The following is a 23,796-nucleotide window of genomic DNA, read 5'->3' on the forward strand; positions in this document are numbered from 1 at the left end:
GGGGTTACATGAATGAATGATTACATCTTAAGAACAAGTCATTTAACAAAAAAATACAGAAATGATGTTGCCCTTGAAGATGTTAATATATCCATCAAAAAGGGAGAAATTTATGGGTTCATTGGTCAAAATGGAGCTGGCAAGTCAACAATGTTACGTATAGTAACGGGACTATCCTTCCCATCAAATGGAACAATTGAGTTATTTGGAAATGATCATGCAAATATGTTAACAGATGCACAAAAAAGAATAGGGGCCATCATTGAAAGTCCTGCACTTTTCCCAAATATGACAGCATATGAAAATTTAGAGGTTCATCGCTTGCAAAGAGGCATACCAGGAAAAGGATGCATCAACAAAACATTGGAGTTAGTTGAACTTAACGGTACAGGAAAAAAAAAAGCGAAAAACTTTTCACTAGGAATGAAGCAAAGACTTGGACTTGCTATTGCCCTATTGAGTGATCCAGAATTCTTACTTCTTGATGAACCGACAAATGGCTTGGATCCAATGGGAATCGTTGAGCTTAGAGAATTACTTAAAAAATTGAATCGTGAACAAGGACTGACGATTTTAATATCAAGTCATATTTTAAGTGAACTGCATCAGCTGGCAAGCCGTTACGGTATTATCCATAAAGGGAGACTTTTAGAAGAAATCTCAGCTAAAGAATTGGATGAAAAATGCAGACAACATTTGCGAATTAAAGTGGATCAACCGACGAAGGGAGCCACGGTGCTAGAATCAGCTCTATCCACTAGTGATTATGAGGTAATGCCAGATGGGACTATAAAACTATACAGCAATCTCGATAATGTTCGGAAAGTTTCAATGGCTCTAACAGCCAATAACCTTGTGATTGAACATCTATCACAAAACGGGGACAGTCTCGAAAGTTATTTTGCAAGGGTTGTTGGAGGTGAGGAACATGCGTAATCAACTTAGAGCAGAATGGTTTAAATTACAAAGAAATAAGACATTTTGGATGTTATTATTAATCATTACGGGCTTAAGTGCATTGCTGCATTATTTAGTGATTATTGAGTGGTGGCAAATGCAGGGTACTGATTTTGATCGTGCTGGTTTAAGTGAGCTTAATGCTACATCTGCATTTACAATACCGTTACTATTTAATTTAATAGTCAGTACGTTGGCCGGCTTTTTTATCTCTCATGAATTTTCACAAAGCGGTGTAATCAAAAATCAAATAATAAGTGGCAGCAAGAGAAGTCATATTTTCATATCAAAGTATCTCGTATTTACCCTGGGATCAATCGTTGTTACGATACTGATTCCGTTAACGACAGGTATTATAGAAATTATATTATTGGGACACGGTGATATATTGACCGTTTCCAGTATGTTGTATTTAGGAAGAGCATCAAGCTTATTCGTGCTTCAATTTTTAGGCTATACAGCGATCATAATTCTGATAGCTATTACTACTGAAGATAGTGGAAAAACCATAATTTTTTCGATACTATTAACAATCGTGATGTTTGCATTTGAAAAACTTCCTAAGCCACCATTGATAAATATGATTTATGAGAATTCTATTTTTTACCAATTTCATGAAGTCTTTAAGTTTTCAATGACAAATGATGAAATGCTTAAGTCCATTCTAATTGGATTCGTAACATTCATTATCATAACCTTGGGTGGAATTTCTATTTTTAACAAAAAGGAAATGAAATAACTTCTAAAAGAGCGGGTGAAGAAAATGCTATGGTTGTATCTATTCATAATTGTGTTCCTTGCAGTTGTTTTTCTTTCCACTCGCTTATTTTCTTTAAAGAATGAAGTGAAAAAAATAGGCAGGCAAGTGGAAGATTATAATCATCAACGAACAAACAAAAAAATAGATATGGCTCTTTTGGATCAAAATATTGAAGAATTGGGGGCCGAAATCAATTATCTTATTGATTTGCATGTAAAAGAAAAAAGAGAAAGAATCCGCTTTGAAAATGAACTGAAACAGGCAGTTGCAAATATGTCACATGATCTGAGAACACCATTAACTTCAATTTTAGGATATATTCAGATGGCTGAGTCAAATGAAGTTCCAGAGGTCGAACGAAAAGAATATATATCCATTGCAAAAAATCGAGCGAAAAGGCTTGAAACCTTATTAAATGATTTTTTTGAGCTGTCTGTTATTGAATCTGCAGATTATCAACTTCAGTCAGAGAAATTTAATATGAAGAACTTAACAATAGATGTATTAATGCGTTTTTATGACCGCTTTAATGATAAAAATATGGAACCAATCATCAACATGCCGGAGCATGATGTGTTCATTACAACTGACAAATCCGCAGCAACAAGAGTCATGGAAAACCTGATTTTAAATGCCATCAGCCATTCAAGTGGAAATGTAGCCGTAATGCTTGAGGAGAAAGAATCAGCAGTTAGATTAATGGTCCAAAATGAAGCACATACGTTAACCGAAAAGGATGTAGAGCTGCTTTTCGATCGATTTTATATGGCAGATCAATCTCGATCCGGCAAAAATACAGGACTGGGCTTGTCCATTGTGAAGAGTTTAATGGAAAAAATGAACGGAACTATAACTGGTGAGTTAAAGGATGGGCAGTTGAAGATTATATGTGAATGGAAAACATAAGAAAACCATTTTTAAAAATGGGTTTGTCAAATAAAGTGCGTAAGTTAAAATTTACACAAGGTATTTTAAAACCCTATTCTTAAGATTTTCATGGACGAGGAGCTGGTTTATAACTATTGCCCAGTTTTGGATATGGCCACCGTCCCATTTAGTCTCCAGCTCTTTGATCCGCAAATATAATACTTTCAAAAGGGCATTTTCGTTTGGAAATGCTCCTTTTTTAGTTACTTTTCTGAAGCTGGAATGGATACTTTCTACCGCGTTGGTTGTGTACATAACTTTACGAATAGCACTGCCGTAGTCGTAGAGCTGCTCGACGTGATGAAAGTTTCTTGTCCAAACATCAATCGCTCCTGGATAGGCAGACCACTGGTGTTTAAAGGAGTCGAACGGACTATGACAAGCCTTAAGGCTTGGTGCCGCATATACTTTTCTTAATGCTTTGGTGAATGCCTTATAATCCTTGCTCGGAACATATTTAACGGAATTACGAATTAAGTGAACCATACAACGTTGGACGATGACGTGGGGGAAAATAGAACGTGCACCTTCCTCTAAACCACTCACACCATCCATGGAGATAAAGAAAATGTCTTCAACCCCTCTCGCTTTGATTTCATCAAAAATTTGCATCCATTTATGCTTGCTTTCTGTCTCATTCAGCCATAATCCGAGAATGTCCTTTGAGCCTTCCATCGTGTAGCCAAGAATGGTATAAACGGCATATTTCTTCGTTTCATATTGGTTTCGGATCGTTGTGTACATGCAGTCTACAAACACAAATGCATAACAGTTACTCAGCGGTCTTGTCTGTCATTCTTCCAACTCAGGAAGTACACTGTCCGTAATGTCAGAGATCATTTCATGGGAAACCGAAAAACCGTAAATATCCTCAATCGTTGAAGAAATATCGCGTTGTGACATCCCACGGGCGTACATGGCTATCACTTTATTTTCAATTGCCGAAACATCCTTCTGACGCTTTGGTATGAGTTTTGGATCAAAGGAGCCATCACGGTCTCGTGGAACCTGAATAGCCACTTCGCCTGAACTGGTCTTTACCGTTTTATCGCCGTATCCATTCCTTCTGTTTTCTATTTCCTTTTCGGCTTTATCATTTGATTCATAACCTAGATGATGGTTCATTTCACCTTTTAACATGGATTCAAACATTGGCCCAAATATATCCTTCAGTGCATTCTGCATATCTTCTACAGACTCTGGGTACTTCCAATTTAACCATGATATACACCCCAAAAGTTGGTTTTACTCTAACTTTTGGGGCGGACTTCAATGTATAGTCATTTTTTTGCTGCGATGGATATCGAAGCCCGTTATCAGAAATGTCAACACTTTTATTCCAATTGTGAAATGGCTCCCGCAAAACCATCAGCTAAAATCATCTTATCTTCTATTATTTCAAAAAATAAACCTTCTGCATTTTGGTTATTTAGCTCTTCGATGTAGTCTTTCTTCAATATTTCTCCTGTATCCATGTCTATTTTATACCAATCTGTTCCCCCCGGATCCTTGGTATGGTTCAGGACAGCTGTATACAAATAATTATCATTCACTGTTGCGGCAAAATCTTTATGTCTTCCATCAATAGCAACCGCCCAATTTGGTTCCAATGTGTCTTTATTTAAAGAAACAATGTATTCTTCTTCTTCCCTAGTGTTTTCGTGAACCATATAAATATTTTCTTCTGTCGCATGCAGAAGATGACTCCTCACTCCAAATTCAGCAGCATTCAATAATTCCCCTGTATTTTTATCAATCTCCAGGTATGCTTTATTTTCTAAATGGATATGCATGGAGTCTCCTACAAATATCGGTTCCTTTTGATAGGTGCCCACCATGGTATACAGACTGTCTTCACCCAATTCCAGATCCCAGGATAACTCTCCCGAAGTTACATCAAGGGCATATATAGAACTCGATAGTCCCTCAGCTCCTATGTATAATAATCCATCGTCGAAACCTATTGTGTTAAGATCTCTTCTCTCACCTAGAACTTCTTCCATATCAATCACTTCTTCTAATGAGTTTGTGGAGAGGTCAAATATATAAATATTTCCTACATATCCGGTTACACCAATGAGTTTATCTTCATACAAGTAGGTATTTGCAATATCATCCGTGTCTTTAGCTTTACTAAACTCGACCGTGTCAGCTATTTCTTCCGTATCTTTATTTAGATAATGCATATAGATTTGGTCATTATCACTATGTAAAAATAGTAATTCGCCATCATATTGGACGATTTGAACATCCGTACCTTCATCAATCTCATCTGCAAAAGAGTTATCCTTTAAATTTAATGGGTATGTATCCTGATTATTCGAAAAATAAGCCGTGTTGTCGACTACCGTAATGCTTTTATTAGCTAAGCTCATGAACTCAAAGGTGAACCAATCTAGATTGGCATTGTTCATCTCCAAAGTATCGTCATTTAAGAAATCATTTTGAACAATAGCTTCATAAACACTGTCAATATCCATGTCGGTTACGTTGCCAGCGGTATTTTGTGTTTCATCTTCTGTAACTGATTCCGCCTCATCATCGTTCTCTTTATTCGGAACTTCTTGCGTTTCTTTATCTGAGGCAGCCCCATTATTTTCCGCTGTATCGTTGTACGCCCCGTTAGATGGTTCTTCACCACACGCATAAAGAAAAACTAGCATCAAAACTAGGATAACTATTTTTTTCATTCACTCACTCCTCAACTTATTAAACATTATCGTTTTTATACTACATTTTTAATTTGGTTAGTCAAGCACTCACGTTCAATTAGATCTAAATATTTAGTGTTTAGTTACTAACGAATGAGGACTTTAGTCATGTTTTTACATACATTATGCTAAAATAGAAAAAAGTTAGACCAATCTAGCAAGAGTTATCACACGAGATCCAATAACTGCGGTCGTTTAGGGATATCAATTTATAAAGCGGTGATAGACATGAATAAAAATGAAAGATTAGCAGACGAAAAGGATGCCGAGGAGCTTTCCCGCCTTAATCAAAAGTTCAATGGGGGTGAGCGAGTACTGTTTCAGAAATTATCGATAGCTTAAATAAGAATGATGAGTTGGTCGCAGTGGGAATGCTAGATGAGGAATTTGTTGGCTTTGCTTGTGCACAAAGTTACAGGTCTTTTTGTTATTCGTCAGCCCAAGGAGAAATGACGGAACTATATGTTGAAGAGAAAGCGAGACGACTGGGGTTCGCATCATCTTTGATTGCATTATTGGAAGTAAAAACTTATGTCTCGCGGTGTCAAAAGTATAAAGGTGCTAACGAATAAAAATAATTCGGCTGCCTTGAACACATATTCACAATGTCATTACATAATAGATGATATCATAGTGTTTCAAAAGAATTATAATCAGGAAAGAAATAATTGATGAGAATCAAATAAATCGCTGTTTTTAATAAAGGGCCAGTTGTTAGAATGTCAATTTAGCGTCGGCATGTTTCCTGTTAATTGTAGGTGTATATCGTTTTTGGCATTCCAAAAACACATCACTGGTCAACATTTTTGTTCGTACCGGCTAATGTAGCTGACCCTTCATCTCGATCAATCGGCTTTTTCGCCCTTTACCAGTCTTTCTTTGCTATATGTTACATGCTGCCTGTTATGCTGTAAATACAACCTGATTTCATCAATTGTCATGCCCATACGCTTGGCTTTCAGAATTAATGCGATCCACTCTTTATCTAATGGTTCCATATCCATATCGTCCCCCCTAAAATGAATTTTGTTTATGAAATTTTGTTGTGTTGGCGGTTTCAAAACATTACTGTTTCATTTAAAAATATTATCAGACCTCTTCATGGAATCATACTTAACTTTTGGCTAAAATTTACGAAAATCAAAAATACCGGATCAAGATGTTGTTCAGTTTGATTCGGTACAATGGTTTCAATCAAGGATATGAAGTTCTCTTGCCTTTGCAACCGCCTTTGTGCGGTTATTGACCCCTAATTTATCATATATTTGCGTTAAATAAACCTTGACTGATCCGAGGGAAATATATAACGCTGTCGCAATTTCTTTGTTTTTCATGCCGGTCCCAACAAGCTGCAGCAGTTCAATTTCACGATTTGTCAAAATATGCTGTTTGGATGAATCCTGTGTCTGGTTAAGGAAATCGATACCTTCTTCTTTAAACAATGATAGCAACGTTTTAACGTAATTCCTCGGTTTATGCCGTTGCAGGCTATACAATATCTCAGCTGCTTGTTTTCCCTCATCCAGGAATATACGGATATAATGTTCCGGTTCAGCTTTTTCAATAGCTTGTTCCATGGTCAGCATAGCTTTTTGCAGCTGGTTTTGATGATGAAACACCAAACTTTTTAAAATGAATACTTCAATCATATCTCCCAGACGTTCTTTCATTTCAAAGTGATGGGTCAATTGATTTAGGATTTTATTTGCTGTGTCATATTGCTGTTTCATCATCAATGCCCTTGCTTTTGTTATATCTTCAAACCCCAATAAAGGTTGATTTTCGTCGTATTTCGGGGATTGTTCTGCGTCTAGGGTTTCTCTAAGCCATTTCTCTACCATATCTTTCTTTCCTTCTTTGATATAAAGTCTCGTTTTAAACGTTTCGATCATCCGGAACCAATGCTTTGGAGGGTGTAACTCGTTTAATCTGGCTTCAAGTGTGGTGAACATTTTCCAGGTAGAATCAGTTTCTCCTCGAGCGATGTTGTATTTTATCTGTAAAAAATGAATAGGTACGAAAATGCCGACCATCTGATTTTTCCACCCTAATTCTTTTCCTCTGTTAATAAAATAACGGGCTTGTTCCCATTCACAGCGTTCATAATGAATTCCTGCAAGAATAATGGATCCGTATCCTACGACGGCCAGTCCCCTTTGACGCAATAATGGCCGTAAGCTTGTATATAATGCATGTGTTGTATGAAGCCTTCCCCCTCCGCTCAGAGGTCCCCTGATCGGATAAGCCTCGACCCCGTTAAAATCGACTCCGGCTTGAAAATATTTGCTGACGGTTGGTTGTATGGTTACCGCCTTTTTCAGTGAGTAGAGAGATTTATGAGGTTCATGGCGAATAATGGCCATATAACCTCTCAGAGCAAAAAATTCCGCATATAGCTTTTTTTGCTGCGTCTTGTTTAATTGTTCTACTAAAGCATTTACTTCCAATAACTTTCCGTCTGCCTCATCTAAATATCCATTTAGCGCCAGCACCCAAGCGTGGATTATCATTAGATCGGCATCACGTTTACGTAGTTCTGCGGGAAAATCATTCAGCCAGTCGTTTAAATATGTAAGCTCTCTTTTCCTTAGCAAATAAGGAGCATAGTGGCTGAGCCATGTTGCTGCCTTTTGATATTGCCGTCCACTCAGTGCATGTTTGATTGCCTGATCATAATATTTATGTTCCCCGAACCAGTCTGCTGCTTTTTCATGCAAATGATATTCCGAAACATCCTCGTAATGCCGCAAATAGAATTGCATCGCTTCGGCAAACAACGGATGAAAACGAAACCATTGTTGCGCGTTATCACAAACGTTAATAAAGATATTAGCTTTCTGCAGTTTTTCCAGCATTAATTTGGCATCTGGATACCCTGTCACGGCTTCACATAATGGCGGCGAAAAGTGATCAAGCAGTGATAGCCGTAATACAAATGCCCGCAATGAATCAGGCAAACGATTCAATACATCTTTTATCAAGTAATCTGAAATGACTTCATGTTTTCCATTAATAAAAGAGATGGCAGTGGATTCTGCTGTCTGTTTATCTTTCATTGTGAGAACTATAAAGTTAATACCGGTTATCCAGCCTTCTGTCCGCTTCTCTAAGTAGGTGATTGCATTTTCCGAAAGATGTAAATTCATATAGCTCAAATAATCGAGTAATTCTCCACGATTCAGCCTTAATACATCTGTGTCCAGTTCATGAATTTGTCTGTCAAGCTGCAAACGGTGAAGCTCAAATGGAGGGTTCATGCGACTAGACAGAATGAAGTGGAGTTTATCTGGGGTGTGTTTAATAAGATATTCCGTCGCCGCATGAATCCAATGATGATTAATTTCATGATAGTTATCAAAAACGAGAATCAATGGTGAAGATAAATATCTTAATGTGTTAATCAGTGATGCCATCGTTGCCTCAGCAGAATGGAGATGCAGTTCCAGCGACTGAACGCTTAACTCTGGTATGGTGTGGTGAATGGAATATGTGAGATAACGCCAAAATTCCACTGGATCATTTGCTTGTTCATTTAAGAAAATCCAAGCTGAACGGAGACCCCTGTTATGAAGCCATTGGGCAATAGTAGTTGTTTTTCCGAAACCGGCAGCTGTGCAAACCAGTGTCATTTTACCGTTCAAGCATTTGTCCAGGTCATTTGATATGCGTTCTCTGTGTATACTGTCGGAATTTAGTTTGGGTGCCTGAATTTGATGGTTGGATGGGGTAAAACCTTCATAAAAAATCATTTTTAACACCTCCAAACAGAAAGTAGTCACGATGCTAAATGCTATTGTTGCAGTTCGCAAAAATACGAGGGTTGCTTTTCATTTGTATATAGGTCTTTTAATCTATTATGAAGGAATTATACAAAAAAACCAAACATTAATAAATTTCAAATATAAAAAAGTGCGAAAACATTCCGTTTTTGAGAAAAGGAAAGCAAATAACCAGGGATGAATCGCCTCGGAAATCCAGATTAACACCTGAATCGTGCCGCAACCCGCATCGCGTTATAAGTCATCCTCGCATGTCTGCCTTCTTGTGTATATGGGTTGACTAACGGGCGGAGACGCTGAAGGAATTGCTGATCGCAAACACACGGTGATCCACCTCTTTGCAAACATACATCATGCGCTCTGCAGGCAGCATCGACTGCGTTAACTGGTGCGCCTGGTCCGCTGCATCTGGGTCCGCAATACCGGTATCCGGGAAAAATGCAAGTGCCAGGGTGGATCTGAATGTGGCGTGGCATCTATATCCCCCCTTTCATTGTTTCAATATCTTATGCCAGAAGTGTTTAGCAGACTGTTTGAACACCTAATCAAAAAATGCTTCATAAAAACTTTTTGACACGAAAACAATCAGCCGTTATGATAATGAAGTAATTCTGACTAAAATGATATGAAAAGGGTGAATAAAATGAGTGAAACGACAAGCGTTCAACCGATAGATGAAGTAAAAGATCCGGTGCAGAAAAAAAGCACTGAACTAAATAAGCCGCAAATGCCGCTAATTATTGGCGGGCTCACCGTCGGGGCAATTCTGATGATTTATCTGATGTTTTCACAAAATATCGTGCAGCCGTTATTGCTCGTCATTGGTCTATTACTTGGATATACATTATTCCATGCCCGCTTTGGTTTCACATCGGCATTTCGCAGACTAATGTCCGTTGGAAACGGGCAAGCATTACGTTCACACTTGTTAATGCTTGCAGTTGCTGTAACCTTATTTGCACCAATTCTGGCCATTGGCTACTCATTCTTTGGAAGTGGCGTTTCCGGCTATGTATCTCCGGTTGGCGTCAGTCTCTTAATTGGTGCCTTTATGTTTGGCATCGGGATGCAACTTGGCGGAGGATGTGCTTCCGGTACACTTTATGCAGTTGGCGGAGGTCGCTCTGTTATGTTTGTCACGCTATTATTCTTTATCATTGGTTCAACAGTCGGCGCCTATCATCTGCCATTTTGGACAGAGGGTTTGCCGGCATTTGAGCCTGTCTCTCTGGCAACATCAACAGGACTCGGCTATGGTGGTGCGTGGATATTATCGATTGCATTGTTTGGCCTTATCGCCTGGATTACATTGGTTGTGGAAAGAAAGAAAAAACCGCCGAAAATGGCTCCTAAACCATCAACGACAGGATGGAAACGAATTTTTCGCGGGTCATGGCCGTTGTTTGCGGCAGCCATTGTATTAGCCGTTCTGAATGCCTTGACGCTAATGGTTCGAGGTGCGCCCTGGGGAATCACCTCAGCGTTTGCTTTATGGGGTTCCAAAGTCGCACGATTCTTTGGGGTTGATGTGGCCAGCTGGGGATATTGGCAAGGTAACGCAGCGGCATTGGAGACATCGATCTTTGCCGATTCAACAACAGTCCTTAACCTTGGTGTCATTCTTGGGGCATTTCTTGCTTCAGCAGCAGGGGGACTTTTCAAATTTTCCAAGATAAATGGGAAAAATGTCACGGCATCTGTTATCGGCGGATTGCTCATGGGCTACGGTGCCCGTCTGGCATTTGGCTGTAATATTGGCGCATACTTTGGTGGTATCGCATCATTTAGTCTGCATGGCTATATCTGGGGCATCATGGCTCTGGCAGGAACATTTATCGCATTATATCTGAGGCCGCTCTTTGGACTATCGGTACCAAAACCTAAAGACTCGTTTTGTTAAAAATGCTTATCTTAAAAGGGACATTTCATCAGGATTTGTCCCTTTTTCTGTGTGTGCCCGGCATGGGCTATAATTTAGTGGTGAAAGTCCACTACAGGCTTGGCATTAGGAACTGTTAGCCAATGGCAAGGGTGTCCACCGCGAGATGGAATCTGAAGGAAGCCGGAGGCAAAATCCCGAACTGACGAACAGAAACTGTATATAAGGCTGAATTGGGATGGATGAGTTTGCACAACAAAACGAAGTCCAATACTGCTTATTATAAAGGAGAACTGGCTGGTTCGATGAATCTAATTCTTTCAGAAGAATTTGTGGAAATGGATGATTTGACTGTCCGGAAATCATTAAGGCGAAAAGGTATAGGCTCCCATATGCAGCAGTTTGTCATGGACAGTTTTCCTGAGCATATGGTGATCTTGGTTGCTGACGGGAGAGGACACACCGAGAGAGATGTATCAGCGCCAGCATTATCAGTATTTCGGATTTAAGTATGAAGTGCAAAGGATTGACTCAGACAGTGGTTATGGAAGTGAAGAATATATTACAGAATCATGGTATAATAATGTGTAAATAGTCATGGTGTCATTATACACTGAAGATCGAAAGTTCAAGCATAGCTCGCATAAAAAGAATCATAACTGCGTCAAAAGAATTTGCCGGCAGAAACTTTTTCTATGACGAAGAAACGCTGAAGCCGGCATTGATTGTAAAGAAATCCGCGGCTTTATAGATCCTTTATATGGCCCAAGTAAATTCACGCCTGAATTTGACAGTTCATTTTGCTTAAATAAATAACGATAAAGTTTTACAATATATTTGGTAGTATTTTTAATTGGTTATGTTCACTGAGAGGATGAATCACATGAGCAGACAAATTGTCACCTCATCAGATATAGATAAAGCCGGGATTGCATCAGACAGGGAAAGCCAAGCGTCATTCGTGTCAGATCTGAAGGCACTTCTTAAATTACCTGTGCTGATCGCCAATGCGGTACCGGTCTTTGCCGGATTTTGGCTGGCGGTATATTTTACTGAGTCAACGTTTGCCGCACATTTTGATACGTTTTCGCTGACGATTTTCGGCAGCACGCTGGTAATGGCAGGAGCCCTAGCCATCAATAATTGGTATGATGTTGATATTGATACGGTCATGGACAGGACCAAATCACGTCCGACGGTGACCGGGAACATTTCTCTGCGGACAGTTTTTTGGATTGGTATGTCAGCCAGCATCCTGGGTATCATGATGCTGGCCTTCACGACACTTGAGGCCGTCATTTATGCGTTGATCGGCTGGTTTACCTATGTCGTCCTTTACACGATGTGGTCGAAACGCAGGTATACCCTGAATACGGTGATTGGCAGTATTTCTGGTGCGATAACACCATTAATTGGCTGGGGAGCCCTGGATTCCGTATCCCATATTGTACCGATCGTTCTGGCATTGATTATTTTTATTTGGCAGATGCCGCATACATTTGCGATTGCCATCCAGAAATATGATGAGTACAAGGCTGCAAATGTTGCTATGCTGCCGGTTGTGCATGGCATGGAAATCACGAAACGGCAGATGGTCGTGTATATTGCTTGTCTCCTGCCGCTTCCGCTTTATTTATCTTCGCTTGGCACCGCATTTGTTGTCATTGCCACGCTGCTTAATGTCGGATATCTGGGGCTTGCCATCAGCGGTCTGTTTTCCACGGATACCCGAAAATGGGCGGATAACATGTTCATGGTGTCAGTCAATTATTTAATGATTATTTTTGTAGCGGCGATTATCGTTACGGCGCCGTGGTTCGGATAAGGCCATTTGATTAGTTCCTGCGTTAAACGGGAAAGATAGAGTAAATCCGTTAAGGAGGGAAATCTTTATGGCAGAAATAAAAAAAGGTGATCACAAGTTTTATATCGGTGATGATGAACAGAACCCAAAAGCGGAAATCACCTTTAAGGAATCCGGCGAGAATGAAGTGAATGTCGATCATACGTATGTGTCGGAAGAACTCCGTGGCGGGGGCATCGGAGGCAAGCTTGTCGAAAGGATGGTGGCCCACGCACGTGATGAAGGGAAGAAAATTGATCCGACCTGCCCTTATGCTAAACAAAAAATGGAAGAAACACCGGAATATCAGGATGTGCTCGCTGATTAGCGACCGCCATCAAATCATATCACTTATTTATAACGTGTATATAATGATGGTCAGCCTTATAAGAAAATTCGCCAGGGTTACGCTCCCCTGGCTTTTCCAATATAATAGGTAGTGCAAGGTAGTAGAAGAGGGATAACCATGCAAAAAATTTTAAAAATGATGTATGAAAGCATTATGATCTTACTCGTGATGCTTACGATTATAACGATTTGGACGGATGAAACCTATAACTCGGCGATCAGCTGGATTGTATGGGCGGTATTTTTTGCTGATTTTATCGTTCGTTTTATTATATCGAATGCGAAATGGGATTTTATCACACAAAATCCATTTCTTTTAATTGCCATCATCCCATTTGATCAGTTTTTTCAGGTTGCCAGAATTGTACGGATCATTTATTTATTCCGGATCAAAACGATTACCAAATATTATGTTGTGCCATTTGTCGAAAAGCTGACAATCCAATCAAAGTCACTGATTCTGTCTATGGTTCTGCTTTTGCTGCTTGGTGAAGCTGTATTGATTCAGGTGATGGAAGACTCAGTTAATACTTATTTTGACGGATTATTTGTGGTGTTCGGCTATCTGCTCTTCTTTGGTCACCGGATGTTAGAAATTGAACAATCCATTTCAGTTTGGACCCTGACCGCCGTATCTGTTCTAGGTATTGCCATTCAAGGACTGGCATTGCAATGGGTGTTTAATAAAATCGATGTTGTTTACAGACGGTTAAAAGATAAGTATAAATCCGGTTCAAAAGAGCAGGAGCTTAAATCCAATGGACAATAGGCATCATATAATTAGGTATTTTAGGTAATGTGGACTTTTGTCCAAAGCTAAAATTTCTTTATGACAGGAATGGCCATTCAATTCGAAATTCCCCTGAATGGTGCACCTGATTCGTAACGCCGTTAAATAAATACCAAGTAAGATTATAAGGCATTCGCAAAGAGAAGTACAACCAATGCAGTAGAGCGTATCATGCCAGCTTCATAAAGGTAACCAAAAAAGGCGCATTTCCAAATGAAAATGCCCTTTTAAAGATCCGTATTTTTTTAGTATTTTAGTTGTGGATAACCATTTATAAATTTTCTCCCCAAAAAAGTAAAGAGCCTCTAAAGACTCTTTGCCACTTCTCACATATGAAAACATGTTATATTTTATATCACCGTAACATTTGATAAGTCTGCTTTATTCCTTTTTAAGAGTGCATATGTTACTTTGTCCATCATCGCACCATCGAAATTCGCCCTGTGGCAATAGTAAGCATATTTAAAAGATACATTTCTAAATACAGCATTTTTAAAGTTTACGCTTTTTAATCCGCTTTGGTAAAAATTCGTACCACTGAATGTATGGTTCTCGAAATCAATACCAGATAAATTAGAATAGCTTAAATCTGTTTCATCTAAAACAGTCTTTTTAAAACTTGATTTTGATAAATCTGTCTTCGATAAAGTAGCTCCCGTAAGATTTGCATCGTCGAACCTAACATTTCTTAGATCACAAGTATCAAACTTAGTATTTGATAAGTCTGCTCCAGTAAAATCTGAGCCCCTTATATCACTTTTACTAAACTCAGATCCTTGCAGATTAACTTCTTTAAAGTCAGAATTTAAAAGGTCCATTTTCGTAAAATCCATTTTTTTCTGTTCTATCTGATTTTCATCTGTTCCTTTTGAAAATTCCTCCACCATTTCACTAATATCACCAATTGAGTTAACAGTCATTTTAAAAGCAGTATCTTCGTCATAACCTTGTTCTATGAAGTCATTTAATTTTTCCTGTAAATTGTTGTTTAACTCTTCCTTCAACTCCCCAACAGAGTGAGTATTTTCATAAGGTAACAATATGCCGTCAACATATTTTTTTATTTTGTTCGTCATTTTTCATTTCCACCTTTCTCTAATAATTGATCTAAAATACGTTTGGATGCTTCCCAATTTCTTTTATTTTCGTAATAATTATCTTTTCCTTTTTCCGTTATCCTGTAATATTTACGTCTGCCACCTTGGGTCTCATCACCCCAATAGGATACGATACTGCCATCCTTCTCAAGCCGTTTCAGACTTGAATACATGGTCGCCTCTTTCAGCTCATACTCTCCAGCTGAATATTCTACAATCAATTTCGTTATTTCATATCCGTATTTATCTCCACTGATTAATAAATTCAAAATAATTGTATCTGTATGTCCTCTAAGTAAATCAGAGGAAGCTTTATTTTTCACTTTTTTTGCACCTCCTATATATAATATACATTACTTTGACCTTCATTGTATTGTTATTGCAATTACATTTCTATTTATTTCTCTGAGAGGTGTTTAGATACGAGCTAATTAAGATGTTTTATGTTTAAACACCTGTACGGATGCTATATAGGTCACAACTAGCAACCCGAATAGCCATAGAAAAGATATCCAAATATTGTCGCCAACAGGTTCACCTATCAACAGGTTTCTTATGGCTTCCAGTATCGATGTCATTGGCTGATTTTCAGCAAATAGACGTACCCATTTAGGCATGGAATCCGTTGGTACAAATGCTGAGCTAATAAAGAGAAGAAGCAGCACGAGATAGCCATACGACGCAGCGCCTTCCACCGACTTTGCTAACAAAGCAGATAATACAGATATCCAGGAAATAGCAAGTGTAAACAAAAACAAAAAGACAAGTGTTAGCAGCCATTCACCAACATTAGCATTTGGGCTAAATCCCATCAAAAAGGCGAAGATTATTACTAGCAAAGTCGAAAGAGTATTAAATACAACAGATGTCCACACATACCCGGATAATAAGGAAGACTTTGCAACAGGCATCGAACGTAAGCGATCCATTATTCCTTTATGAATATCCTCACTTAATCGGACGGAAGTATAAGTACCTCCTGTAGCAATCGTCATTAAAATAATTGCCGGAACTAGATAATTGACGTAATTTTCATAGCCGGTTTCGATTGCTCCACCAAATACATATACAAATACAAACATAATCATAATCGGCATTGCGATGGTGGTAATCATTGTATCAAGGCTTCTGAATGAGAGTCGCATGCTACGTCCAATCATCACTTTTGTATCATTGAATTGACTTTTCATACTTGAAACTTTTTCCATTAAGCACCCTCCTTTTCTCCGATGATGGTAAGGAATACATCCTCAAGTGTCGGCTGTTTTTGCGTCAGTTCAGCAACAGGAATTCCAGCTTGATCTAATCGATTCAACATGTCTGTCATTTGCTTGATGCTCCCATCAGTAGTAAGCACAATTTTGTGACTTTCCTGATTGATACTTGGATTAAACTCTTTCAGCAAACTAAATGCTGCTCCCACTTCCTCTTCATGATGAAATCCAAGTTCAATATGCCCTTGAGGCAGCAGCTTTTTTAAATCTTGTGATGTTCCTTCAGCTACTATTTCTCCCTGATTTAAAATGGAAATTTGGTCAGCCAGGTAATCTGCCTCTTCTAAATATTGTGTAGTTAAAAACACCGTTGTACCTGAGTCAGCTAGCTCTTTAATCATTTGCCACATGGATAATCTGCTTTGTGGATCTAATCCCGTGGTTGGTTCATCAAGAAAGATTACCGGTGGATTTCCTAGCAAGCTCATGGCTAGATCGAGTCGGCGGCGCATACCACCTGAATAGGTCGCAACCCGATTGTCAGCTGCTTCAAGCAAATTAACTTTTCCGAGTAATGCATCAGCCTCTTTGTTTGGATTAGTGACATGACGCAGTTTGCCAATCATACGTACATTTTCTCTTCCTGTTAAACCCTCATCAACGGCAGCATATTGCCCAGTAAGACTGATTATTTCACGGACCTGTTCTGCCTTTTTCGTTACATCCAATCCATTGATTACAGCAGAACCCTTATCTGGCTTAAGAAGTGTAGAAAGGATTTTAATTGTGGTTGTTTTGCCTGCACCATTTGAACCTAACAAAGCAAAAATACTGCCTTTTTTCACTGAAAAATTGATTTTGTTTAATACTTGATGGTCCTTATAGGATTTTTGAAGATCTCGAATGGCAATAATTGTTTCTTTCGTTTGAACCATAATGGCATTCTCCTTATTTATTAATTTTCTCTCACCAACATCCTTCAAGATACAATATAAATCAAATTACTATTATTGTCAATGTAATATTTAAGTAATAATAATATTATATCAATATTAATCTCTTGCGTGGGGGTTAAATCAAGGAATGGCAAAACTTTATCTATATCTCCCATTCATTGGCATATAAAAACCGCTTTACCTTTTACCAGGTAAAACGGTTATGTTATGAGGGAAGTTTTTAAATCTTGATTTTGTAGTTTCTTGTTGAGTTTGCTGAGCTATTTGATTATGAGTTTGGGGTTTCCTGGTTATTAGTATCATTCAATATCTAAAAAAACTCGTTGACGTTTTCGACAAAATCGACTGTTTTAAGGAAGAGTTTTGTTGTTAGGAACCCCAATAGGTAAAGGTTCTTCAACTATGGGTGCAATTGTGTCGAACCCTAGTTTAGCGACTTGTTTTTTGTGAGTTTAGGGTGAAAACATTTTTAACAACTTAAATACCCCAACCTTGTTTAGCACCGTTCGGTTAGCCGAACGGTACTTTATATGTGCCCCGGCATGTGCACACGCTTTAGGGGGGAGTCCCAAGCGGTGAAGGTTGTGGTAGCCGTTAGCTGAAGGAAGACGGAAGCAAATTTCCGACCTGAGGAACACGGATCTTATATAAGGATGTCATTCTTGAATGAGGTTGCATATCAAGCCGAACGACCAAAAGGAAAGGGCAATAGGCGGGTACATGGAAAGGAAGCTTGTGCACTTACCCAGGAAGGTCTGTCGGATAAGCGAATTGCCCTTCGCAATCTATCTAGCGATAGATAGCTAAACCATCCAGAGTGTCATAGTACCATTCTTATCACTGAAATTCACAATCTCTCGATATTAGGAATGAATTCGTTTCAAAAATCATTCGAAGGACTCATTATTGAAAGTTGTTAAATATGTTAACGTAAAATTGACCCTTTAGTCGATTTTGAAACTATTAAGTCATATTAAGTACTGTACTCCTCTTAGAGAAAATGAAGACGAATTCGGCAGTGTAAACTTGTGAAAGATGGGAGGTTTTATGATGGCAAAGTACGCGATTATTAATCAAGAAACATGCATTGGTTGTGGAAACTGTGAGGAAATAGCTCCAGACATTTTTGACCTTGATGAAGATGGAATAGCGTTTGTGAAAGCAGATCAAAATCAAGGATCTGTGCCTATAACGGAGGATCAACTGGATAACTTGATAGAAGCCATTGAGGAGTGCCCTACGGATTCAGTAAGGCTATCCGACCAGCCATTTGGCAAGCAAGATTAAATTCGTTTTGATTCACTTGCTTAACTTGAAAGGAGATATTTACTTTAGAATAAATACAGCCGTTAACGGATTAGACAATAAACGGGTCATGACAACGGTAACGTATTATATCTCAATTTTAAATTTAAAGGAGAGTTATCCTGATGGCTAAAGAAATTATTTCATTGCAAGAGGTTAAAAACTTCCAAACCCGTTCAGAAGAGTTCTTCCCGCTTAATTGGTATAAAGAAATGCTCAATGATACGCCTGTTTACTTCGATGAGAAAACGAATACTTGGAATGTCTTTAAATATAAGGACGTTAAACAAATTTTAACTAATCACGAAATCTTTTCGGTTGAAGGTCCTAGAACATCCATTTCTGTAGGAGCGAATAACGAAGAAGGAACGATTCCTGATAATACAAACATTATGGTCGACCCTCCGGAACACCAAAAGAGACGTTCCTTATTATCGGCAGCTTTTACCCCCCGCAGTTTAAAGAATTGGCAACCTCGCATTCAGCAGATTGCGACCGAACTTATTGACGACATACAGAAAAATTCCACTGTTGATATCGTTCAAGCATTGGCAGGTCCTTTGCCTAGTATGGTTATCACAGCATTATTTGGTGTTCCTGTAGAAGACAGATCTCAGTTTAAACATTGGGTGGATATCCTCTTCCAACCTTATGACAAAGAAAACCAGGAGGAAATTGAGCGAAGAAAACAAGAGGCTGCTAAAGAATATTATCAGTATCTCTACCCGATTGTTGTTGAGAAACGATCCCATCCATCCGAGGATATTCTATCTGACTTAATAAAAGCTGAGGTAGACGGTGAGAAGTTTACCGATGATGAAATTGTACGAGTATCCATGTTTCTTTTAGGTGCAGGGGTTGAAACAACCAGTCATGCGCTGGCTAATACGTTTTATTCATTGCTTTACGATGATCAATCCCTATATCAAGAACTACGAAATGATTCAGATTTGGTTCCAAAAGCTGTTGAAGAGATGCTTCGCTATCGTTTCCAGATCGCAAAGAGGGACCGCACCGTGAAACAAGACAATGATTTATTAGGTCCAAAAATGAAAAAAGGGGATGCGGTCATTGCATGGATGAGCGCAGCCAATATGGATGAAGAGATGTTTGAGGACCCGTTCTCTCTCAATATTTATCGCTCAAACAATAAAAAGCATTTGACATTCGGAAAGGGTCAGCATTTCTGTTTGGGTGCCCCTCTTGCACGATTAGAAATAACGCTTGCCTTAAAGACATTTTTACAGAATTTTTCTCGTATCGACCCCGTAGAATCATTCGAGTTGGAGAACAGTTTAACTGATTCAGCTCCAGGTCAGTCCTTAACGCATCTTCCAATGAAGGTGTATCCATAAAAATGAGAACTTTAACATCATTCTATGGAACAATAAAAGTACACACAAAACCTTCTATGCCGATTCAAACCCTTACGCAGGTAAATATGTTTGGACCGTTGAAACAATCGTTTTGAAAGGAGAGCGTTGCTGGGACAAGAGCCGGGTGGTGAGGGCGTGTCCCCCTATGTCTCGGCAGCGAGAACGGAGGAGGGAGGATTGCCAACTTTAATATCATTCAAACCCGTGCTAAGCTGAATTTCGATATACACACGCCTTAAGTAGCATGATCTATTCGGATTCAATCACTGATTTACTTGGATTCTTGTTTATTTGTAGACTGTCAGCTAACTTTATCCTCGTCTCCTTGAGCGAACGAATCGGTTCAAGGTTATGAAGCATTCCCTTAAGAATAGCAGATCTCGGTTGCATGCTCATCAGTTCCTGTTCCATGATAGTTAAGGACTGATGAGCTTCTTCACTTTGTGTTTCAGGGATCGACTCGGTTTTTAATTGATTCTTCATTTGCTTAATCAATTCAAGAGGGTGGACCTTTTCTTCACTGGCTTCTGCTAAGTATAAAGACCATAAATTTTCGTTGATTAACGGTTCAAAATTATTATCCAATACCCCTTTGATCATAAAGTCAATTTGAGCCATTAAAAACCGAACAACTTTTTTTATATTTAAAGGAAACTGTTTCAAGATGATCAGCTCCATGTATTGTTTGATCATTCCTATGAACAAAAACGCCCCATCAGCGGCGTGGGGTTTAATTTGATTTCCATAGATTTTGATTAAATATTGCTCAAACCATTTAGCCTGAGCAATTTTTTGTTGATGCAAATAGTGATAAATGTTCTTATCCGACAAATCCGAAAGTTCTTGTTCTTGTAATCTGTAGAATTCCTGATTTTTAATATAATGACCTAGTTTGATTTCAATTTCTTTCATAAATTTCTCTGCTGCAGACAAGGAGGCATCTTCTTCAATAAGCATAATTTGATCTTCAATATATTGAAAGTAATATTGAAGAATATTTAAAAGCAAATCCTCCTTTGACCTAAAGTAGACATACAGACTCCCTTTCGAAATGTCGCAAATATCGGCGATTTCCTGCATAGATGTCCGATTGTAATTTTTGGATGAGAAAAGCTTCATCGCCGTTATTAAAATGTGTCTTTTTTTATCAGAATCTTTTCTTCTCATTGGAAAACCACCTTGTACGATTGACTAGATTACGGTTATGATGAGTCACATATTTGTAACATCAATCATAACACATCGCTATTTAGATAGGACAATGATGATTTTCCGTGTAAAAAAGCTTGGAACTGGTTTTATCCTTTTGCGATATCCAGGCCAATGACAGGATCCATTCTTTTATCACTACTCCTTTTGTATTCGCCGGTGTGTCCCCTAACTAATCTTGTATTTTCATAGTTCGCTTGTTATGCGGGGTTCATGTCCCACTGGGACCAGTTGTTCAATTAGGATAGTTGCCTTTTGTGCTGACGAAGTATTTAATTTTAAAATCCATGGGAAATTGACGGACTTGGTCATATAATCTTGACTTTTCTTTAAAAGGTATATACAATACATATGAATTTAAAATTTTAAGGAGGATTATTAAAAAATGACACATGCTATGAGACTGCGTTTCCCAGCTTTGAACCAGTAATTGAATATGGTCAAAGACTCTGTTTTGTGTAATGGAGTAAATGGGATTAGTCTGTCATTTTTTAATAATCCTCAGTTCAAACACAATTGTGCCATATGAGGAAAGACGGATTAGTCTGTCTTTGTATTTTGTGCCCCTTTTGTTTTTATGACAGGGGTTATTTGTGGAAAGAATGTTAGCTTTACCCTAATCGAAAAGGATGGGAAATATTCCCTTTACTCTCAAATCACAGGCAGCCAGTCTGTGATTTTTTATGATCATTAAGAAAGTGAAAGTAGGAGGGGAGAGCTGTGCAATTTTTATTGTTTTTTTGATACGAGCTTGATTTAGAGGCTCGTATCGGTCCTAGCTATCGATACGAAATCACAATATTTCGGGAGGTAGCAAAATGGAACAAATATGTTTTGAATTAGAAAATGTTGACGTGACCTATTTGGATAAAGAGGTATTAAAGATTGAACGTTTAGCCGTACATCAGTTTGATCGTATTGGTATCGTCGGAAGAAATGGTGCGGGAAAAAGTACAATATTGAAGCTGCTTGCAGGGATAGTACAACCATCAAATGGAAAAGTGAATTGTCATGCAGATTTCGGTTATTTTGAACAGGTGGAAGCTCCAACAGCATCTGAAGCTGATCCTGCGTTATTAGGAAAATTGAATGTATCACAATATGCTGATGTGCTAAGTGGTGGAGAGCATACGAGGCTGAAGCTGGCACAATTGTTTACACATTATTACGAATCCTTATTAATTGATGAGCCGACTACACACTTGGACCACGATGGTATTTCTTTTTTACTTGATGAACTGCGCTATTATTATGGTGCGCTACTGCTTATCAGTCATGACCGTGCTGTATTGGACGAACTTGTTACAACGATTTGGGAAGTAGATGATGGAAAAATAAACGTATATTTTGGAAATTACAGTGACTATATGGCTCAAAAGCAGTTGGAACGTGAACAGCAAAGCCAGGCTCATGAACAATACTTGAAAGAAAAAAGCCGGCTCGAAAAAGCCTCCCAAGAAAAAATGAAAAAGGCTCAAAAAATTGCTAAAGATGGGTCTATGTCGAAAAAAGAATCGAAGGCAAAAGCAAATCGTATGTTTGAGACAAAATCAAAAGGCTCGAGCCAAAAAGCCATACAGCGTGCGGCAAAATCAATTGAGCATCGAATGGAGAAGCTTGAGGAAGTTGAAGCTGTACAAGAAGAAAGACCAATTGTGTTTCGCCAGTCAAAAGCATTGGAATTGCATAACAAATTTCCAATTATGGCAGACAGCCTAACGCTCCGTGTGGGTGAAAAAGTGTTATTAGATGACGTAAGTTTCCAAATACCACTGGGTAAAAAAATAGCAATCACCGGTAGCAACGGAAGCGGGAAAAGCACTTTGCTGCACTATATTGTATACGATGGGAAAGGTTTAACCATTTCACCAAAAGCAAAGTTAGGTTACTTCCGTCAAATGAGCTATCAATTTACCAGCGATGAAACGGTATTGCAATTTGTGAAAAATCGCTCAGAATATAATGAAGGATTTCTGCGGAGTGTTTTACATTCCATGTTGTTTGTCGGAACAGATATACAAAAAAGTGTGAAGTACCTAAGTGGCGGAGAGGCGACTCGCCTTCAACTTTGCCATTTATTTTTAGGGGAATATAACATTTTATTGTTAGATGAACCGACTAATTTCTTAGACATCCAGGCCATTGAAGCATTGGAAAACTTTATAACTTCATATGAAGGAACCATCATATTTGTATCACACGATAAGCAGTTTATAGAAAATGCAGCAGAAGTACAATTTCACATTTCAGATCAAAAGTTCATGCAAAAGTGATTTACATTTAAAATCAGTGACAAGGCTGGGACACAATTAAAACTTTCCACGCTAAAGACGAACGATTACAGGGCAGGAAGGGCAGCATTTTACTTTTTCAACAGTCACATCCTTATTGATCGTTGATAACGACTGCGAAAGCGGAATTTGTTGTAGCCTTCCTCCAACTGATTTTAGTTGCTTGCGATCATTCGCTCCGGCAGCATACTGCGCTTTCCATGGGCACGGCCTCAGTCTCCTCGGAAAGCAAAGACCTCTTCCCTGTGGGGTCTTCGGCTCGTGCTGTTCCCATAGGAGTCTCCGTATGCTGCCTCCGCTCATGTTGGGGTTCTGATGGTTGAAAGAAAAGAACTTATAGAACGATATTCATTG

The 23,796-nt window shown here is 38.7% G+C and carries 22 protein-coding genes and 1 pseudogene; 13 read left to right on the plus strand and 10 right to left on the minus strand.

The features are described from left to right. Window positions 1-12: 12 nt before the first annotated feature. Genes BM195_RS10950 through BM195_RS10960 form a run of 3 tightly spaced genes read left to right on the plus strand, consistent with a single transcriptional unit; the run spans window position 13 to window position 2,623 of the window. Window positions 13-936 (plus strand): ABC transporter ATP-binding protein, encoded by a 924-nt coding sequence (locus tag BM195_RS10950; RefSeq protein ID WP_090237820.1) that lies wholly within the window; start codon window positions 13-15, stop codon window positions 934-936. Then, a complete protein-coding gene (locus BM195_RS10955) occupies window positions 929-1,696 on the plus strand; it encodes an ABC transporter permease (RefSeq protein ID WP_090237823.1) in 768 nt (255 codons plus the stop codon). Before BM195_RS10950 ends, BM195_RS10955 begins: the two co-directional genes overlap by 8 nt. A 24-nt stretch (window positions 1,697-1,720) precedes the next feature. Beyond that, window positions 1,721-2,623 carry a sensor histidine kinase gene (locus BM195_RS10960; RefSeq protein ID WP_090237826.1) on the plus strand — a complete coding sequence of 301 codons (903 nt, stop codon included), beginning with the start codon at window positions 1,721-1,723 and terminating at the stop codon, window positions 2,621-2,623. Between the two features lie 51 nt (window positions 2,624-2,674). Here the strand turns inward: BM195_RS10960 and BM195_RS10965 are convergent. Both BM195_RS10965 and BM195_RS10970 read right to left on the minus strand, forming a co-directional pair. Continuing rightward, window positions 2,675-3,847, minus strand: a pseudogene (locus tag BM195_RS10965) (IS256 family transposase); the annotation flags it as partial. 131 nt (window positions 3,848-3,978) lie between these two features. Then, entirely contained in the window at window positions 3,979-5,334 is a 1,356-nt protein-coding gene (locus tag BM195_RS10970; protein WP_090237829.1) for a PQQ-binding-like beta-propeller repeat protein, read from the minus strand. A gap of 392 nt (window positions 5,335-5,726) precedes the next feature. Here BM195_RS10970 and BM195_RS18595 point away from each other — a divergent pair, with 392 nt between their 5' ends. Then, entirely contained in the window at window positions 5,727-5,927 is a 201-nt protein-coding gene (locus tag BM195_RS18595) for a GNAT family N-acetyltransferase (protein WP_244535747.1), read from the plus strand. A gap of 273 nt (window positions 5,928-6,200) precedes the next feature. Here BM195_RS18595 and BM195_RS10980 read toward each other — a convergent pair whose 3' ends face one another. From BM195_RS10980 to BM195_RS10995, 3 genes are all read right to left on the minus strand, one after another. Continuing rightward, window positions 6,201-6,359 carry an anti-repressor SinI family protein gene (locus BM195_RS10980; RefSeq protein WP_090237832.1) on the minus strand — a complete coding sequence of 53 codons (159 nt, stop codon included), beginning with the start codon at window positions 6,357-6,359 and terminating at the stop codon, window positions 6,201-6,203. Between the two features lie 186 nt (window positions 6,360-6,545). After that, on the minus strand, window positions 6,546-9,104 hold the full coding sequence (locus tag BM195_RS10985) for a winged helix-turn-helix domain-containing protein (RefSeq protein WP_090237834.1): 2,559 nt from the start codon (window positions 9,102-9,104) through the stop codon (window positions 6,546-6,548). Window positions 9,105-9,334: 230 nt separating this feature from the next. After that, complete coding sequence (locus BM195_RS10995; protein WP_090237840.1) at window positions 9,335-9,610, minus strand: phospholipase; 276 nt, start codon at window positions 9,608-9,610, stop codon at window positions 9,335-9,337. Window positions 9,611-9,777: 167 nt separating this feature from the next. Here BM195_RS10995 and BM195_RS11000 point away from each other — a divergent pair, with 167 nt between their 5' ends. The 5 genes from BM195_RS11000 (at window position 9,778) to BM195_RS11020 (ending at window position 13,973) form a co-directional block, all read left to right on the plus strand. Further along, a complete protein-coding gene (locus BM195_RS11000) occupies window positions 9,778-11,034 on the plus strand; it encodes a YeeE/YedE family protein (protein ID WP_090237843.1) in 1,257 nt (418 codons plus the stop codon). Window positions 11,035-11,261: 227 nt separating this feature from the next. Beyond that, window positions 11,262-11,522, plus strand: a complete 261-nt coding sequence (locus BM195_RS11005) for a GNAT family N-acetyltransferase (RefSeq protein ID WP_090237846.1) — start codon at window positions 11,262-11,264, stop codon at window positions 11,520-11,522. Window positions 11,523-11,887: 365 nt separating this feature from the next. Next, window positions 11,888-12,838 (plus strand): heme o synthase, encoded by a 951-nt coding sequence (gene cyoE / locus BM195_RS11010; RefSeq protein ID WP_425283916.1) that lies wholly within the window; start codon window positions 11,888-11,890, stop codon window positions 12,836-12,838. Window positions 12,839-12,905: 67 nt separating this feature from the next. Next, window positions 12,906-13,184: a GNAT family N-acetyltransferase gene (locus BM195_RS11015; RefSeq protein ID WP_090237852.1), complete on the plus strand. Its 279-nt coding sequence runs from the start codon at window positions 12,906-12,908 to the stop codon at window positions 13,182-13,184. 138 nt (window positions 13,185-13,322) lie between these two features. Next, window positions 13,323-13,973, plus strand: a complete 651-nt coding sequence (locus BM195_RS11020) for a transporter (protein ID WP_090237855.1) — start codon at window positions 13,323-13,325, stop codon at window positions 13,971-13,973. Between the two features lie 371 nt (window positions 13,974-14,344). Here the strand turns inward: BM195_RS11020 and BM195_RS11025 are convergent, their stop codons facing one another. The 4 genes from BM195_RS11025 to BM195_RS11040 form a co-directional block, all read right to left on the minus strand. After that, entirely contained in the window at window positions 14,345-15,070 is a 726-nt protein-coding gene (locus tag BM195_RS11025; protein WP_090237858.1) for a pentapeptide repeat-containing protein, read from the minus strand. Further along, entirely contained in the window at window positions 15,067-15,414 is a 348-nt protein-coding gene (locus BM195_RS11030; RefSeq protein WP_090237861.1) for a PadR family transcriptional regulator, read from the minus strand. Before BM195_RS11030 ends, BM195_RS11025 begins: the two co-directional genes overlap by 4 nt. A gap of 108 nt (window positions 15,415-15,522) precedes the next feature. Further along, the gene (locus BM195_RS11035; RefSeq protein WP_090237864.1) at window positions 15,523-16,299 is read right to left on the minus strand and encodes an ABC transporter permease; all 777 of its coding nucleotides are present in this window, start codon (window positions 16,297-16,299) and stop codon (window positions 15,523-15,525) included. After that, window positions 16,299-17,240: an ATP-binding cassette domain-containing protein gene (locus BM195_RS11040; protein ID WP_090237867.1), complete on the minus strand. Its 942-nt coding sequence runs from the start codon at window positions 17,238-17,240 to the stop codon at window positions 16,299-16,301. Before BM195_RS11040 ends, BM195_RS11035 begins: the two co-directional genes overlap by 1 nt. Before the next feature lie 1,071 nt (window positions 17,241-18,311). Here BM195_RS11040 and BM195_RS11045 point away from each other — a divergent pair. Then, window positions 18,312-18,548, plus strand: a complete 237-nt coding sequence (locus BM195_RS11045; protein WP_090237869.1) for a ferredoxin — start codon at window positions 18,312-18,314, stop codon at window positions 18,546-18,548. 143 nt (window positions 18,549-18,691) lie between these two features. After that, on the plus strand, window positions 18,692-19,921 hold the full coding sequence (locus tag BM195_RS11050) for a cytochrome P450 (protein ID WP_090237872.1): 1,230 nt from the start codon (window positions 18,692-18,694) through the stop codon (window positions 19,919-19,921). 270 nt (window positions 19,922-20,191) lie between these two features. Here the strand turns inward: BM195_RS11050 and BM195_RS11055 are convergent, their stop codons facing one another. Beyond that, on the minus strand, window positions 20,192-21,109 hold the full coding sequence (locus tag BM195_RS11055) for a TetR/AcrR family transcriptional regulator (RefSeq protein ID WP_090237874.1): 918 nt from the start codon (window positions 21,107-21,109) through the stop codon (window positions 20,192-20,194). A 427-nt stretch (window positions 21,110-21,536) separates the two neighbouring features. Here BM195_RS11055 and BM195_RS19165 point away from each other — a divergent pair, with 427 nt between their 5' ends. Together BM195_RS19165 and BM195_RS11060 are read left to right on the plus strand one after the other, a co-directional pair. Beyond that, window positions 21,537-21,581, plus strand: a complete 45-nt coding sequence (locus tag BM195_RS19165; RefSeq protein WP_108721263.1) for an erythromycin resistance leader peptide — start codon at window positions 21,537-21,539, stop codon at window positions 21,579-21,581. Between the two features lie 388 nt (window positions 21,582-21,969). Further along, window positions 21,970-23,424: an Msr family ABC-F type ribosomal protection protein gene (locus tag BM195_RS11060; protein WP_090237877.1), complete on the plus strand. Its 1,455-nt coding sequence runs from the start codon at window positions 21,970-21,972 to the stop codon at window positions 23,422-23,424. Window positions 23,425-23,796 lie beyond the last annotated feature (372 nt).

It is taken from the genome of Lentibacillus halodurans, from assembly GCF_900112045.1.
Classification (GTDB): domain Bacteria; phylum Bacillota; class Bacilli; order Bacillales; family Amphibacillaceae; genus Lentibacillus; species Lentibacillus halodurans.

Excerpts from the sequence above, each read along its gene's own strand:
- BM195_RS10950 (WP_090237820.1), top strand. The coding sequence starts at position 13 with ATGAATGATTACATCTTAAGAACAAGTCATTTAACAAAAAAATACAGA.
- BM195_RS10955 (WP_090237823.1), top strand. The coding sequence starts at position 929 with ATGCGTAATCAACTTAGAGCAGAATGGTTTAAATTACAAAGAAATAAG.
- BM195_RS10960 (WP_090237826.1), top strand. The coding sequence starts at position 1,721 with ATGCTATGGTTGTATCTATTCATAATTGTGTTCCTTGCAGTTGTTTTT.
- BM195_RS10970 (WP_090237829.1), bottom strand. The coding sequence starts at position 5,334 with ATGAAAAAAATAGTTATCCTAGTTTTGATGCTAGTTTTTCTTTATGCG.
- BM195_RS18595 (WP_244535747.1), top strand. The coding sequence starts at position 5,727 with ATGCTAGATGAGGAATTTGTTGGCTTTGCTTGTGCACAAAGTTACAGG.
- BM195_RS10980 (WP_090237832.1), bottom strand. The coding sequence starts at position 6,359 with ATGGATATGGAACCATTAGATAAAGAGTGGATCGCATTAATTCTGAAA.
- BM195_RS10985 (WP_090237834.1), bottom strand. The coding sequence starts at position 9,104 with ATGATTTTTTATGAAGGTTTTACCCCATCCAACCATCAAATTCAGGCA.
- BM195_RS10995 (WP_090237840.1), bottom strand. The coding sequence starts at position 9,610 with ATGCCACGCCACATTCAGATCCACCCTGGCACTTGCATTTTTCCCGGA.
- BM195_RS11000 (WP_090237843.1), top strand. The coding sequence starts at position 9,778 with ATGAGTGAAACGACAAGCGTTCAACCGATAGATGAAGTAAAAGATCCG.
- cyoE (WP_425283916.1), top strand. The coding sequence starts at position 11,888 with ATGAATCACATGAGCAGACAAATTGTCACCTCATCAGATATAGATAAA.
- BM195_RS11015 (WP_090237852.1), top strand. The coding sequence starts at position 12,906 with ATGGCAGAAATAAAAAAAGGTGATCACAAGTTTTATATCGGTGATGAT.
- BM195_RS11020 (WP_090237855.1), top strand. The coding sequence starts at position 13,323 with ATGCAAAAAATTTTAAAAATGATGTATGAAAGCATTATGATCTTACTC.
- BM195_RS11025 (WP_090237858.1), bottom strand. The coding sequence starts at position 15,070 with ATGACGAACAAAATAAAAAAATATGTTGACGGCATATTGTTACCTTAT.
- BM195_RS11035 (WP_090237864.1), bottom strand. The coding sequence starts at position 16,299 with ATGGAAAAAGTTTCAAGTATGAAAAGTCAATTCAATGATACAAAAGTG.
- BM195_RS11040 (WP_090237867.1), bottom strand. The coding sequence starts at position 17,240 with ATGGTTCAAACGAAAGAAACAATTATTGCCATTCGAGATCTTCAAAAA.
- BM195_RS11045 (WP_090237869.1), top strand. The coding sequence starts at position 18,312 with ATGGCAAAGTACGCGATTATTAATCAAGAAACATGCATTGGTTGTGGA.
- BM195_RS11050 (WP_090237872.1), top strand. The coding sequence starts at position 18,692 with ATGGCTAAAGAAATTATTTCATTGCAAGAGGTTAAAAACTTCCAAACC.
- BM195_RS11055 (WP_090237874.1), bottom strand. The coding sequence starts at position 21,109 with ATGAGAAGAAAAGATTCTGATAAAAAAAGACACATTTTAATAACGGCG.
- BM195_RS11060 (WP_090237877.1), top strand. The coding sequence starts at position 21,970 with ATGGAACAAATATGTTTTGAATTAGAAAATGTTGACGTGACCTATTTG.